Raw genomic sequence first — 15143 nt, forward strand, 5'->3', positions numbered from 1 at the left:
CGATCTAATTCATAGCTAATAGTTGATTTGGCAACGCCTAAGGCGTCAGCCATATCTTGGTAAGTATGATGGCCTTCACTGACCAGTTGAGCTAGCGCACCACGTTGAAAACGTGATAAAGTAGAAGTACCCAAAGTAATCACTCCTTATAGCTGGTTGGGATTAACTACTATCATTGTAAGAGATTGCTTTGGGCCTTTTTTTTTTTTTGTTCGGATTAATTATAGAATTTGCCTTTAAAAAAAGATGGGCACTGTATTGGCCACAATTTGTTTATTTCGCGATCATAATGATGTTAATCTGGTTGCTTGTACCGACTATTTTTTATGTCTTTCACTTAGATGGTCAGTCTGCCCGCGATGGTCTTACACTCGGCCTTAACGTAAATACTAGTGGCCGTTTAAACAACTGGCAAAATGTTCTCAGTCTTTTTGAACGCAATTATGGCCTTGCATGGTTTTGTGTCAGCGTTGCTTTCTTACCCTTGCCCTGCTACTGACTATTTGCCATCATTAATGCCTTAACTGTTGGTATAGTTCTAGTTGGTTCTCAACCAATTGCGACTTTATTTTTGGGCATTCTGCCTCATGGGATATTTGAAATCACCGCGCAAATATTAACATTTTGTATTGCGGCTCAGATTACTAAATACATTCAGCAGTCAATCCACCAGCTCTGTCATCCAACTCAATGTCCACCAGCGATTCAGTGGTCAACATTATTAATTGATATGTGTAGTATTGTTCCTTTGTTGTATGTTGTCTCAGCTATCATCGAAACATTCATTACACCTGTATTACTACAGGATTATTTTTAAAATGAGCTACTCGATCCCTAGCAAGAGAAGCAAGTGAAGCCGTAATTTCTAAAGTCAAACACAAAAAAAGAGCATTCACAAATGTGAATGCTCTTTAAAATCTAATTATTAAAATTAGTCTTTGTTAACGTTTGTAGCTTGTGGGCCACGGTCGCTGTCTTCAACATCGAAGGAAACGTGTTGACCTTCGTCCAAAGTCTTGAAGCCGTCGCCTTGGATAGCTGAGAAGTGAACGAATACATCGTCACCGTTTTCGCGAGTAATAAAGCCGTAACCCTTGTCAGCGTTAAACCATTTAACAGTACCTTGTTCCATATGAATGAAACCTCCATGCGCATTGCGCAAATTAATTTTTGCATCTAAAGCCGGGCGAGAAAGGTTGTCATTCAAAAGAACTAGTACACTTACTACCGAACTATCAATACAATGACTATACTTTAACCCTAATTAGACCATAGAGCAAGCATAAACATCTTTTATCACCAAAAACTTATACAACCGGTGTCGGTACGACTAATTTTTTCGCAATGACAACCTTGTCGTTAAGGTCATCTAATGTGGATTGATAACGGGCTGTGAAGTCCTTTACGTTTAGTTTCAACAGCAACGCATGATCGTAAACTTTCACAATTGTGCCTTTAAAATTTCTTGGCAAACCTGTGAATCGTTTGCATACCACGTGCTCGTTGACCTTAAACTGTTCAGTCGTTGAGTCCTCTGTTTCACTCATGTAAACGCCTTCCTTCGCCACCAACATAACACTCTTAAGTTATTTTGGTAACTGAAAGAACTTTTAATGAATTCAACCACAAGCGTTAACCCATTATATTGAACTGCGCCAAATTCTGTCGAAGACAATAAAAAGAACCCTCTCAATGAAAGTTTATCCATCGAAATGGTCTTTCTATTCATCACGAACAATTACTCATCTTACTGGTTAATGTACTCTTTAGTCGATGCAATGATGTCAGCAAGCCCCTTCTTTGCATCGGAGAAGAACATCTGCGTGTTATCCATCGAGAACAGTGGGTTTTGAACACCAGCATAACCTGTGCTCATTGACCGTTTGATAACAACCACGGACTTCGACTTATCAACATCCAGAATCGGCATCCCAGAAATGGCATTACCACTTTCGCGAGCCAATGGGTTGGTAACATCGTTTGCCCCAATAACAAGTGAAACATCAGTGTTTTCAAACATGGAATTTGCTTCTTCCATCTGTTTCATCTGGTCGTAAGGCACGTTAACATCCGCCAACAGCACATTCATATGTCCTGGCATCCGCCCAGCAACTGGGTGAATGGCGTAATTGACATTGATGCCATTGTCCGTCAACAGTTTGGCCAACTCAGCGACTTCATGTTGCGCTTGAGCAGCAGCCAACCCGTAACCAGGAACGATCATGACATTGTTAGCATAAGCGAGTTGCAAGCCAATATCGTCAGCTGACGTTTCTTTAACGTTAACGGGTGTTTCATCGGCAGCAGAACTGCTGTTGCTATCGCCCGTACCGAAACCACCGGCAAGGATGTTGGCAACTGAACGGTTCATCGCATCAGCCATCTGTAAGGTCAAGATCGTCCCTGCAGCACCAACCAATGCCCCAGCAATGATCAATACTTGGTTATCGATAACAAACCCGGCAAACGCAACTGCCAACCCAGTAAAGGCATTTAACAGTGAAACAACAACCGGCATATCAGCCCCACCAATTGGCAAGGTCATTAACAGACCAAAGACCAAACTGGCAATTAAGCCAAGCACCATGAACCAAACATTTGTTGGCAAACCAATCATTAACCAGGCAGCCACTAAAATAGCAATGACAACTAACACATTGACCAGACGAGCGCCTGGGAATGTAATTGGCTTACCTGGAACATGACCAGATAATTTCCCGGTCGCAATCAGCGAACCAGAGAATGTAATTCCACCAATAATAACATCTAGTAAAACTGGTAGTGAAAAGGCAACGCTCAAGTGGGTGCCGCCCGCTTTGACCGCGTAGTCGAAGATCCCAATTACAGCGGCAGCACCACCACCAACGGCGTTGAACAAACTAACCAATTGAGGCACATCCGTCATTGGCACCTTGCGTGCACGGGCAACCCCGTACCAAACACCAAGTGCTAGACCAAGAATCAATACAACCCAACCGGTACCAGTAATCTTGCCCTCAGCGATGATCGTGATCACAATCATAATCACGGCTAAGAACATCCCAACTGCAGATAAGCCATTACCACGGCGAGCAGTTTTCGGTGACCGCATTAAGTGCACACCAATCACATAACAAACGGCGGAAATCAAATAAACTAAAGAAGCAACAGTCGTTAACGCACTCATTTATTCTCATCCTCCTTTGAAGCGGATTTCTTAGGACGATTAAACATGCCCAGCATCCGGTCTGTAACAGTATAACCGCCAGCCACGTTAACTGCGGCGAAGAAGGCGCCAAGGAAGGCTAAAACATAAAAGATCCAACTGTTTGCTTCCGCAGCGATCACAAATGCACCGACGACAACAACCCCGTGAATGGCGTTTGCCCCAGACATCATGGGCGTTTGTAACGTTGACGGAATCTTACTCATAACTTCAAATCCAACTAACAGACTCATCACAAAGATGGCCAAGTTGGTATATAATTCCTGACTCATGACGGCTAAGCTCCTTTCGAATCATTTTTAGACGTAGATTGACCATCTTTGGCAGCCTCGCTTGAAGCGCTGACAGTTTCCTCAGCAGCTTTCCGCTCTGGCAACTTCATTGCCCCACGCAGACGGTTACTAATAATTTCGCCATCCTTGGTAGCCAATAGTTCACCAATAACGTCATCGTCCACATCCAGTGTCAACTGGTCATCTTTAGTAATGTAAGTAATGACCGCTTGAACGTTCTTAGCAAACATATCGGAAGCAGCGGATGGCAACTGACTTGCCATGTCACCAGCACCAATAATTTGCGCCCCAGCATCGGTTGTTACTGTCGTCGCAGGTTTTGAACCAGCAACGTTACCGCCAAGTTCACTAGCGGCTAAATCAACAAAGATCGTCCCAGGTTTAGCTTCATCAACGGATTTTTGAGTTACCAACAATGGTGGCTTTCGACCAGGCACTTGCGCCGTAGTAATGATGACATTATTCTCTGCAATGAAACCAGCCAATTCATCTTGTTGCTGTTGCGTTTCTTCAGGTGTTAATTGACGAGCATAACCGCCTTCACCAGCGCCTGAAACAGATGTCGTCAAGAACGTGGCCCCCAGTGATTCAACTTCACCGCGTGAGGCCGGACGGACATCATAACCCGATACAACTGCACCCAAACGTTTGGCTGTCCCAATGGCCTGCAATCCAGCGACACCGGTACCCAAAACTAGTACTTTAGCCGGTTTAGCGGTACCGGCAGCGGTAATCATCATTGGGAAGTAACGTGAGAAGCGATCTGCCGCCAATAAAGCCGCTTTGTAACCTGCAACACTGGATTGTGAACTGAGCACATCCATTGTTTGCGCACGCGAAACAGTCCGTGGCAGTAGCTCAAAAGCTAACGCACTAACCTTTTTATCAGCAAGTGCCTTCACCGTATCCTGATCAGTCAAAGGTGCCAACAAGCCAATAATTGCCTGACCTGCCTTTAACTGCTGAATTGTTGCGGCGCTTGGCTTGTCAATCATGGCAATGATACTAGCCTGATTAATGGCCTCATCCCGACTAACGACCTTTGCACCAGCTTTGGTGTAGGCGTCATCTGGGTAGAACGCGTTTACCCCGGCGCCCTGTTCAATTAAAACTTCATAGTTGCTCTTAACTAACCGACTAACGATGTCAGGTGTCATTGCGACACGATTCTCGCCATCAGCTTCTTTAAGCGCAGAAACTACGATTGCCATTCAACATCCCTCCAATTTTGAAAGTGTTTTCACATATTTAGCATAGCGCTTACACTGATCGGAAACAATGTCATATATCAAACAATGCTGAAAAACATGAAAAAAATTTTAGCGACTTTTAAAATTTTTAAACTAGAAGTGTTAGAACTTCATTAAATAAATGCTTGAAATAGTAAATGTTTATTCAATATGGGTGATAAATCCGTAACCATATTTGCTTCATTAAAAACATTATCCTACGCCCAGTCGAAAACTTTTTTCATCACCGATGGTTGACTTTCAAATTAAAACACGGAATTTTTTAAAGCATCCTGAAATGAATGTTTACACGATTTTTGGACAAACAAAAAATGACTTGCGGCCTTCAAAAAATTGGGCATTCACAAGTCATTTTCTATTAGCGACGGCGTTTGTTCTTCTTAAGCCGCTTCTTTTTATTCTTCTTTGTTTGACGGACCATTCGGTTAACCGCCATTTTGCCTAAACGACCGGACATTCCAGAACCGCTGCCCATCATGCCGCCTAAACCACCTGGCACCATTTGGTCCAACGCACCCATATTACCGTTAGACATCTGTTTCATCATCTTTTTCATTTGATCAAACTGCTTAATCATCCGGTTGACTTCTTGAACAGGTCGACCAGCCCCAGCAGCAATTCGACGGCGACGACTCGGGTTTAACACCTCGGGATGTTCACGCTCTTGTGGCGTCATCGAATACACTGTCGCACGCATGTGGGCAAGATCCTTAGGGTCAATTTGGGCATTGGCGAGCGCAGGATTGTTAGCCAATCCTGGAATCATTTTCATGATACTCTCCATGCCACCCATTTTGTTCATCTGGTCCATTTGATCGAGAAAATCGTTAAAGTCAAACGAATTTTCCCGCATCTTTTGTTCCAAATCAGCAGCTTGCTTCTCATCAGAAACTTGTTGAGCCTTTTCAATCAGGGTAAGCATATCCCCCATACCCAAGATTCGTGAGGCCATTCGGTCTGGATGGAAAGTATCCAGATCGGACATCTTTTCGCCTTCACCAACGAACTTAATTGGCTTGCCAGTCACGGCCCGAATTGACAGTGCAGCACCACCACGCGTATCACCATCCAGCTTGGTAAGGACGACACCGGTAATATCCAGTTTGTCATTAAATCCAGTCGCCGTATTGACCGCATTTTGACCGGTCATCGCATCGACAACCAGCAAAATTTCAGTCGGATTAGCTAACTTTTTAATGTTAGCCAGTTCATCCATCAGCTGTTCATCAATTTGCAAACGACCAGCCGTATCGATAATCACGTAATCGTTTTTATCGGCTTCGGCCTTCGCCAGACCTTGGCGAACAATTTCCACGGGATCAACATCAGTCCCCAATTGGAAGACTGGGACATCAATTTGTTTAGCAACTTGTTCCAACTGATCGATCGCGGCGGGACGGTAAACATCGGCCGCAATGAATAATGGTCGAGCGTTTTGTTCAGTCTTCAACTTATTGGCTAACTTACCAGCAGTCGTAGTCTTCCCGGCCCCTTGAAGCCCAACCATCATAATGATTGTTGGAATTTTTGGTGACTTATTTAATTCTGAAGCATCAGACCCCATCGTTTTTGTGAGTTCTTCGTTCACAATTTTGACAATTTGTTGAGCTGGATTCAAACCATCCAGCACTTTACTACCCATGGCACGATCACGCACCGTTTTAACAAATGTTTTAACAACATCAAAATTAACATCAGCTTCCAACAAGGCAAGCCGAATTTCCCGCATGGTTTCACGAAGGTCACTTTCAGAGACCTTGCCCTTACCACGCAGTGTTTTCATTGCATTTTGTAATCGTTCAGTAAGCCCTTCAAAGGCCATGTGTCATTCCTCCATCGTCAGCGACTCTAAATAATTGCTTATTCAGAATCGCTTTCTGTTGTTTCAAGTCGGTCAGCTAACTGGATTAGCTGTTTATCGCTAGGATATGCGCGTCGTACATAAACGGAAATTTCATCAGCCACCTGATTGCGTTTGCGAAAATCACTAAATAGATGCAATTTTTGCTCGTAACCTTCCAGAATTTTTTCTGTTCGTTTGATATTGTCGTAAACGGCTTGGCGACTTACGTCAAAGTTTTCTGCAATTTCGCCAAGGGAATAATCATCGCCGTAATATTGTTCAATATAAGCTTTTTGTTTTTCCGTCAGTAACGGTTCATAAAACTCAAATAATGAATTTATGCGATCATTTTTTGCGATTTCCATCTTTCCACGCACCCTTCATTATTCCCGATACCGTAATAGTTTAACATTTTGACTCACTAAAGAACACTGCGCAGCCACGTCAATCAAAAGAATTAGTTCTTTTTGGGCGATTTGTCCGGCATCAACCGTTTATGCCCTTGCTCATCATAGCCACGGTGCTGATCAATTTTTAGTTTGTCTGTTATGGCCTCACCCAAATCGACGTGTTCCATCTCAGCAATGCCCAGTAGGAAAATTGCAACATCGGCCAATTCTTCAGTAATGTTGTCCTGATCTTTTTTCAAAGTAGCCTCAAATAGTTCGCTTGTTTCACTGTACAATTGTAAAAGTTCAAACCGCACATCAGTCGTGTTCCAGTTATGAGCTGCCTTATTAGCCATAATTGCCTGTTGTAGCATTGTCGTATCAATTTCCATATTATTGCCCCGCGTAAATCATCGCTTGAAATCAAAAAATATTTTTCAATAAATAGTTTACCCTTTGCACTGATAACATTGCAATTGACGAAGACAATCGAAACCACTAGTATTAGTAGTGTAATCAAGTTATGCACGAGTGGCGCAACTGGATAGCGTATTGGTCCTCGAAACCAAGGGTTGTGGGTTCGAACCCCACCTCGTGCATCGATATAAGAAAAGAAGGATTGTCGACATTGCCGGCAGTCCTTTTTTTTATTGTTTTTATAATTAACGCTTAATTTAAAAACCTGACTATTCTTTAATCAATCCTTTAAACAGTCCGTAAACGAATTCGTTTGCATCAAATGGTCGCAGATCGTTGACTTGTTCGCCCAGACCAACAAATTTAACGGGTAAATGCATTTCATTTCTAATTGCCAACACGATACCACCTTTAGCAGTACCGTCAAGCTTCGTCAATACAATACCAGTAACGGCTGTAATCTCGCCAAACGTCTTTGCTTGGTTCAACGCATTTTGACCTGTTGTGGCATCTAGCACGAGTAAGACCTCATGCGGAGCCTCAGGAATTTCACGCGTTAACACACGCTTCATTTTTGACAACTCGTTCATCAAATTAACTTTGTTTTGCAAACGACCAGCCGTATCAACCATCAAAATATCAAAGTGTTCATCTTTTGCGCGTTGCACTGCGTCAAAAACAACTGCGGCTGGGTCACTACGTTCAGGTAACGCCACTACGGGAACGCCATCGCGTTGTCCCCATACTTGTAACTGTTCAATGGCACCAGCACGAAAAGTATCGGCCGCAGCCAACAAAACTTTTTTACCTTGTTGCTTGTACATGTTAGCCATTTTCCCGACCGTTGTGGTTTTCCCAACCCCGTTGACACCAACGAAGAAGATGACGGTAGGTCCACTTTCAGCCATGTTGACGGCAATGTTTTCGTCAGCACCATCCTGATCGTATAAGTTGACTAACTTTTCTACGATCACGTTTTCAACATCCTGTTGCTTTTTCGCATTTTTCAATTTAACTTCGTCGCGAAGCTCATCGGTTATCTGAACTGCAGTATTGAAACCAACATCCGCTCCGATCAGCGTTTCTTCAAGATCATCAAAGAAATCTTCATCAACAGAACGGAAATTAGCTAAGAACGCATTCAAACGATCACCAAGCGTCTTACGCGACTTGGCTAATCCCTGATCATAAAGTTCAGCATCCGTTCGCGTATCTGTCGCTGACTCAGATGCTTCACTCGACTCAGACTCAGATACGTTATTTTCGGAGGCACTAACAGATGTACTGACAGCAAACTCACTCGCAACTGACTGACTGGCCTGTTCACTTTGAGACGCTAATTCAGATGCTTGTTGTTCAGATGCGCTTTTTTCAGCAGCATCAGCGCTCAGTGAAGCGGTCCGATGTGCCAATTGACGAGCCGCCGCTATCGAATTAGCGACAGATTGCCGCGCCGTCAGGCCACTCGTAGCATTACTACTAGTAACGGCCGACTTTGCCTCAGACGGTTGGCTGTCCGTTAACGAGGCAACACTTGCAGTTGATTGTTGATGGTCTTTGCTTCCGTTTAAATCGGCGTTTAAGCCTGATTTTTGTGCAGAAGCATCGTTACTCTCGTCAGTTACTAATGAACTAGATGCCACCGTGCTTCCTGTTGCCGATTCCATCGCCTCATCCGACACACCATGTTGGCTGTTAGCCGATGAAGGTGTCTGCGAATCATGATCAGACTGGCTATCATGATCCTGACTGGGCACAATGGAAGTTGCTATTTCAACTCGTTCAGAGTCAGAATTGGCCGATTGAGCAGATTCTGAACCGACCGTCGATTGCGAGGCCGTTTCAGAATTTTCACTGGCCTGATCTGAGTCTTTTTTATTTTCTTCAGCGTTTCGACGACGAAAAATATCAAATAGTCCCATTTCTTCACCTTCTCAAATTTAAATTTATTATGACACAGCTTCAACATCATCGAGAGAAACCGAAACCATTTTTGAAACACCCGATTCCTGCATAGTGACCCCGTACAGCACGTTTGCGTTCACCATTGTGCCTTTACGATGTGTAATGACAATGAATTGTGTATCACCTGCAAATTCACGCAGATAGCGAGCAAACCGCGTAACGTTGGCTTCATCCAAGGCCGCTTCTGTCTCATCGAGAATTGCAAACGGAACGGGCCGCACGTCAAGAATCGCAAACAAGAGTGTAATCGCAGTCAAGGCTCGCTCACCGCCTGAAAGCAAGCTCATTCGCTGGAACTTCTTGCCAGGCGGCTGCGCCATGATGTCGATTCCAGTCGTCAATAAGTGTTCCGGATCAGTCAGAACTAGTTGTGCCTTACCGCCACCAAACATCTGAACGAAAATCTTGCTGAAGGCCTTGGCCACGTCATCAAATGCTTGTTTGAATCGCGTCTGAACTTCTCCGTCCATTTCTGTCATGGTTTCCTGTAACTGCTGTTGGCTGGTCAATAAATCTGACTGTTGGCGTGCCAAGAAATCATAACGTTCTGAAACACGCTGGTATTCGTCAATCGCGCCAATATTCACATCACCAATTTCATCCAAACCACGCTTGAGTAGCTTCAACTGCTTTCTAATCTCATTCGGATCGAGGTCATTCAAACCAGCTTGAGCATCTTCAAAACTCAATTGATAGGTTTCGCTCAACGTATTTAAATCATTATCTAACAATGTTGCCAGTCGGGATTGACGGGCACTCAAATCATTCATCTCACTCAGAGATGCGCGTTGAAGCCCCTGAATCCTCGTTAACTCGGCATCGCCAGTCGTTAATTGATCACTCAATTCCGTCAAGTCAGCATTTGTTTGTTCTAACTGCTTCACAACTTGCTTAACTTCGGCCTGCGATTTGGTCAATTGAGCAGCAACTTCACTCATTGACATCCCCGAAACCGATTGGCTCGTTTGCAACGATTTCAAACGATCAGATAATGATTGCTGACGGTCAGTAAGATCCTTTAAGGATTGCACGCCCCGCCTGTAATCAGCTTCTTTAGCGGCTAATTGGGCTTTAGCAGCCGCCAACCAAGTCATCTTTTCTTGTAACTGAGTCGCTTTCGTTTCATCGTCTGCCGTTAAACTCGTCAAGTCCCGTTGTGCTTGTTCACGTTGAGCTTTGATTGTTGCCAGCTGTTGCTCAGTTGCAGCTGTGTTGGACTTGTTCTTTGCCAACTGTGATTCATAATCGGCTGCATCCTGAACCTGTTGGTCACGTTCAAACTGACTAGCAGAAAGCTTTCGCTTGGCTTCCTTAATTTTGTCACCGAGCAGCTCTAATTGACCTGATTGCTGCTGAACCTGAGTATCAGCATCGTTCATTTGATTTCGTAAGTCTGTCCCCGTGCTAGCCATGGCGTCGACTTGTGATTGCAAATCAGCAACATGTTGTTCTTGTTGATCCAATTTGGCCTGCATTTCTGCGATAGCCGCTGTCAGTTCATCACGTTCAGCGCGTTGGCTTAATAAACCAGCCTGAGCGTTTCGATTGGCCCCACCAGTAATCGAACCACTGGCATTCATGACCTGACCATCTTGTGTCACGATTCTAAAGCGATGACCAGCGATGTTCGCAATCGCAATCGCAGCATCTAAATCAGTCGCAACAACAGTGGTTCCCAACAAATGATCAATGACTGGCTCCAATGACTGATCAAACGTCACTAGTTCCGCTGCCAAGCCGACATACCCGTTGGTGGATGAAACTGCTGACAGCTGTGCTGATGAGAGTCGACGGCCATGGATGGTCGTTAATGGCAGAAAGGTTGCTCGCCCGGCTCGTTGCTGGGTCAAATAATGCACTGCATCACGGGCCGTCTGTTCATCACGAACAACTAATTGCTGTAATTGAGCTCCTAAAGCCGTTTCAATGGCCTTGACCAAATCCTTGGGTACGGTGATGAGATCCGCCACTGAACCGACTAAGCCACTAAACTTGTTTCGTTGCTTCAAAATCGCCTTAACACCTTGATAAAAACCAGCGTGTTCCTCATTCAAAGCTGCCAGACTATCCGCACGGGCCTTGGCCCGTTGTTGTACACCTAACGCGTTGTACCAATTTTTTTGTGCTTTTTCAAAGGCTTGTGTAAGCTCCTGGTACTTATCACCAGCATCCTTAAAGCTAGCACGTACTTTGTCTTGATTGGATTTACTAATACTCAGTTGAGCAGCTAACTGATCACGCTGGGCCGTTAATTGATCCAATTCTGCACGGGCTTTGCCAGCTTCATCCGAAAGGTGGGCGCGGGCCTGACCGCCTTGCTCATGTTCCCGTTCCAAATAATGCAACTCATTGTGCAAGGTTGTCAGTGACTGCATTTGCTCAATGTATGAGTCTTGTAACTGACTAATTTTGCTTTCTAACGTTGCTTGTTGCTGTTTGTTTTGGCCATCTTTAAGGCCTGCAACGACACTACTGGCTTCGTCAATGGCCTGTTGTTGAGTAGCAATAGCCGCCTTTAAAGTATCGTTATCAGCGATCACTTTTTGTGCATTTGTCTTTGCTTCGCTTAGTGCATGGTTTACTTCTTCCAATTGTTGCTGTTGAAAGGCTGTTTTGGTGCTGGCATTAGTCCGTTGACCCGTTAACCGCTCAACTTGCTGCGTAAGTGTTAACTGTTTGTTCTGCAAAGTATCTTTTTTGTTCAGCAATTCTGTTTGATGCTGTTTCATCTTTGCGACAGCTTGCGTTTGGTCTTTTACTTGTTGCTCATAGTCACTCACAAGCATCTTGGCCTGGGTCATTTTCTGATCGACCTCGTGCTTAGCGCGTCGATTATCCTGAATTTCAATAACCAATCTAGATTTATCCAAATCGTCAAACCGGTGCTTTTGATCAAGATAGTCCTTAGCCATGGCACTTTGCTCAGCCAACGGTTCCATCTGGCTTTCCAGTTCCGCAATAATATCATTGACCCGGTTCAAATACTCGCGAGTCGTGCCTAATTCTTTTTCAGCCTTGTCCTTATTTTGCTTGTACTTATAGACACCGGCTACTTCTTCGATAATTGTGCGGCGGTCTTCCGGTTTACTATTAAAAACGGCTTCAACACGCCCCTGACTAATAATCGAAAATGATTCTCGACCTAAGCCAGTATCCATGAATAAACTAACAACGTCACGAAGCCGACACTGATTACCATTGATCCGATACTCAGATTCCCCGTTACGAAAAAGACGCCGTGTAACGCGAACTTCAGCATAATCACTCTTTAGATAATGATCACTGTTATCAAACGTAATCGAGACTTCCGCTCGGTTAAGTGGCTTTCGGTTCGCTGCGCCGGCAAAAATCACGTCAGTCATTTTGGTTCCACGAAGATCACGCGCAGACTGCTCGCCTAAAACCCAACGGATGGCTTCAATAATATTACTTTTACCGCTTCCGTTCGGGCCGACAATACCAGTCATGCCCGGCATAAATTCAATTTTTGTCTTATCAGCAAACGATTTAAAGCCGCTGATCTCTAAGGCCTTTAATTTCATGCAACATCCATCCGTTAATTAATCGAGTTCGTCCTTACCGTGCGTCACTAATGTTTCTTGTTGACCACGAAGACTTTGAAGCGCCTGTAACGCAGCCGCTTGTTCTGCATTCTTCTTTGATTTACCGGTGCCTTCACCAATAATCTTTTGATCTGCAGCAACGGTCATCGTAAAGTTGCGATCGTTTTCGGGGCCATCTTCACGTTTAAGCTCGTAATCAATAATGACATCGCCATCGCGTTGTAGCCATTCCTGCAATGCCGTTTTATAGTCAATCGCATGATCGAACCAGCCTGCATCAAGTTTGGGAAAAATAACCTTTGTGATAAAGGCAACAACGGCATCTTTGCCTTGGTCCAAATACAATGCGCCAATAAAGGATTCAAAAATATCACAAAGTAATGATGAGCGGTGACGGGCACCCTCTTTTTCTTCTCCGCGACCCAAACGGATGTATTGATCAAAATGGCACTCTAGTGCAAACTTGGCAAAACTAGCCTCTTGAACCATTGCCGCACGTAGCCGTGTCAACTTACCTTGTGGCATTTCTGGATACCGCTTATAAATGTACTCTGATACGGTCAATTGAAGCACCGCATCACCTAAAAATTCAATTCGCTCATAAAACTTCAAGTTTTGATGTGGATGTTCATTTACGTAGCTGGCTTGTGTAAACGCCTCGTCCAGTAGTTCCGGATGCTGAAAATGAATATCAAATCGTTTTGCTAACTCGTCTTCTAGTCCTGCAATCAATGTGAACGCTCCTTAAGTCCTATTGTGACAATGCATTTTTACATAAACTGACTGTTTAAAAAAACCGCCTGTGAGGCGGCTTTACCAAACTTAGTCAGTTTTTTCCTGATGATCATAAATGTAATCGACCACTTGACCAATGGTCGTCAATTTTTCGGCATCATCATCCGAAATTTCGGAGCCAAAAGTATCTTCTAGTTCCATGATAAATTCAACGAAATCAATGGAATCAGCATCTAAATCAGTTCGAAAGTTAAGGTCATTAGTAATCTTGTCCTTGCTAACTTCAAACCGGTCTTCAATAATTTTAGAGATTTTATCAAAAATTTCCTGTTTAGTCATGTTTAACCTAGTTTCTCATAAGTGTTTTACAGTCATTTAGTCTATCGTTTTAGGGGCGAAATGTCTACCTCTCGAAGCTACTTTTCAGTGTTATCCGCGTTTGTTTGGTCCGCCGAAGTATCAAAATAGTCAATTGTTTGTTGAATTAATCCGCTAGCAATAATCTGATGAATCTGACCCATTGTATTGCGAACGGTTTCTGCTTTCGAAGAACCATGAGTTTTGATTACTGCACCTTTCAAACCGAGCAACACTGCCCCACCATGTTTGGAATAATCCATGACCTGACCAACTTGGTGAAATGCATTGCGACTCAGTACATAACCCATCTTAGCCTTGGTAGAAGCCATGATTTTTGAGCGAATCAACGTCATCATGGACAGTGCCGTTCCCTCAATGGCCTTTAACGTAGCATTTCCAGTAAAACCATCTGTCACAACAACGTCAGCCGCGCCATTTAATAATTCGCGAGATTCCACATTACCAATAAAATTAATGTTTGTCATTTCTGACAATCGTTGGTATGCCTCACGATGCGCTTTGTCACCCTTATCAGATTCGGTACCGTTGTTCAGTAACCCAACGCGAGGTGTTTTGATACCCATCACGGTTTGACCATAAAAATTGCCTAACACAGCAAATTGTTCAAGGTTAGCAACTTTATAATCAGCGTTGGCACCAACGTCTAGCATGGTGAAACTACCAGTGGCATCTCCAGTGACAACTGGCAATGTGGTCGTTAATCCGGGCCGATCAATTCCTTTGACACGACCAATAATAAACAGTCCCGCGGCAAGAACAGCACCCGTATTGCCAGCAGAGAAGAATGCATCTGCCGTATGTTCTTTAACAGCAGTTGCGGCTAACACGATGGACGAATCCTTTTTCGTCCGCACCGCGCGCACCGGCTCATCTTCCATCGCAATGACGGAATTTGCGGGCACAACGGTAATACGATCATCGTTTTGAACCAACGCTTTAATTTGCTTTTCCGGTCCAAATAGTTGAAAGGACATGTCAGGATATTTGTCCCGAGCCAACTCAACACCATTGACAATTTCTTCTGGGGCATTATCGCCGCCCATTGCATCTACAGCAACTTTCACAGTTCTACCTTCGCTTTCTAAACCCGTTTTTATAATAA

The 15143-nt window shown here is 44.0% G+C and carries 15 protein-coding genes and 1 tRNA gene; 2 read left to right on the forward strand and 14 right to left on the reverse strand.

What is annotated here, in order from left to right:
- Positions 1–134: helix-turn-helix domain-containing protein (locus tag GB992_RS04510; protein ID WP_161001531.1), on the reverse strand; the 134-nt coding region annotated here is incomplete at its 3' end.
- Between the two features lie 377 nt (positions 135–511).
- On the opposite strand from GB992_RS04510, the gene GB992_RS11990 reads away from it, so the two are divergent.
- Positions 512–817 carry a stage II sporulation protein M gene (locus GB992_RS11990; RefSeq protein WP_431188827.1) on the forward strand — a complete coding sequence of 102 codons (306 nt, stop codon included), beginning with the start codon at positions 512–514 and terminating at the stop codon, positions 815–817.
- A 114-nt stretch (positions 818–931) separates the two neighbouring features.
- Here the strand turns inward: GB992_RS11990 and GB992_RS04520 are convergent, their stop codons facing one another.
- The 8 genes from GB992_RS04520 to GB992_RS04555 form a co-directional block, all read right to left on the reverse strand.
- Entirely contained in the window at positions 932–1132 is a 201-nt protein-coding gene (locus tag GB992_RS04520) for a cold-shock protein (RefSeq protein WP_017261801.1), read from the reverse strand.
- 175 nt (positions 1133–1307) lie between these two features.
- Positions 1308–1547: a hypothetical protein gene (locus GB992_RS04525; protein ID WP_161001401.1), complete on the reverse strand. Its 240-nt coding sequence runs from the start codon at positions 1545–1547 to the stop codon at positions 1308–1310.
- Positions 1548–1747: 200 nt separating this feature from the next.
- On the reverse strand, positions 1748–3166 hold the full coding sequence (locus GB992_RS04530) for an NAD(P)(+) transhydrogenase (Re/Si-specific) subunit beta (RefSeq protein WP_161001402.1): 1419 nt from the start codon (positions 3164–3166) through the stop codon (positions 1748–1750).
- Positions 3163–3477 (reverse strand): NAD(P) transhydrogenase subunit alpha part 2, encoded by a 315-nt coding sequence (locus tag GB992_RS04535; protein WP_161001403.1) that lies wholly within the window; start codon positions 3475–3477, stop codon positions 3163–3165. Before GB992_RS04535 ends, GB992_RS04530 begins: the two co-directional genes overlap by 4 nt.
- A gap of 5 nt (positions 3478–3482) precedes the next feature.
- Positions 3483–4709 (reverse strand): NAD(P) transhydrogenase subunit alpha, encoded by a 1227-nt coding sequence (locus GB992_RS04540; RefSeq protein ID WP_161001404.1) that lies wholly within the window; start codon positions 4707–4709, stop codon positions 3483–3485.
- A 397-nt stretch (positions 4710–5106) separates the two neighbouring features.
- Positions 5107–6570: a signal recognition particle protein gene (gene ffh, locus GB992_RS04545; protein ID WP_161001405.1), complete on the reverse strand. Its 1464-nt coding sequence runs from the start codon at positions 6568–6570 to the stop codon at positions 5107–5109.
- A 38-nt stretch (positions 6571–6608) separates the two neighbouring features.
- Entirely contained in the window at positions 6609–6956 is a 348-nt protein-coding gene (locus tag GB992_RS04550; RefSeq protein ID WP_017261795.1) for a putative DNA-binding protein, read from the reverse strand.
- 92 nt (positions 6957–7048) lie between these two features.
- Positions 7049–7372: a MazG nucleotide pyrophosphohydrolase domain-containing protein gene (locus tag GB992_RS04555; protein WP_161001406.1), complete on the reverse strand. Its 324-nt coding sequence runs from the start codon at positions 7370–7372 to the stop codon at positions 7049–7051.
- A 133-nt stretch (positions 7373–7505) separates the two neighbouring features.
- On the opposite strand from GB992_RS04555, the gene GB992_RS04560 reads away from it, so the two are divergent.
- Positions 7506–7579, forward strand: a tRNA-Arg gene (locus tag GB992_RS04560).
- A gap of 87 nt (positions 7580–7666) precedes the next feature.
- Here the strand turns inward: GB992_RS04560 and ftsY are convergent.
- The 5 genes from ftsY to plsX form a co-directional block, all read right to left on the reverse strand.
- Entirely contained in the window at positions 7667–9319 is a 1653-nt protein-coding gene (ftsY, locus tag GB992_RS04565; protein WP_161001407.1) for a signal recognition particle-docking protein FtsY, read from the reverse strand.
- Between the two features lie 27 nt (positions 9320–9346).
- Positions 9347–12904 carry a chromosome segregation protein SMC gene (smc, locus tag GB992_RS04570; protein WP_161001408.1) on the reverse strand — a complete coding sequence of 1186 codons (3558 nt, stop codon included), beginning with the start codon at positions 12902–12904 and terminating at the stop codon, positions 9347–9349.
- An 18-nt stretch (positions 12905–12922) separates the two neighbouring features.
- Positions 12923–13657 carry a ribonuclease III gene (gene rnc / locus GB992_RS04575; protein ID WP_161001409.1) on the reverse strand — a complete coding sequence of 245 codons (735 nt, stop codon included), beginning with the start codon at positions 13655–13657 and terminating at the stop codon, positions 12923–12925.
- A gap of 90 nt (positions 13658–13747) precedes the next feature.
- On the reverse strand, positions 13748–13999 hold the full coding sequence (gene acpP / locus GB992_RS04580; RefSeq protein WP_161001410.1) for an acyl carrier protein: 252 nt from the start codon (positions 13997–13999) through the stop codon (positions 13748–13750).
- A gap of 77 nt (positions 14000–14076) precedes the next feature.
- Complete coding sequence (plsX, locus tag GB992_RS04585) at positions 14077–15105, reverse strand: phosphate acyltransferase PlsX (protein WP_161001411.1); 1029 nt, start codon at positions 15103–15105, stop codon at positions 14077–14079.
- Positions 15106–15143: the final 38 nt, after the last annotated feature.

The organism is Furfurilactobacillus milii, assembly GCF_009863985.1.
GTDB lineage: Bacteria > Bacillota > Bacilli > Lactobacillales > Lactobacillaceae > Furfurilactobacillus > Furfurilactobacillus milii_A.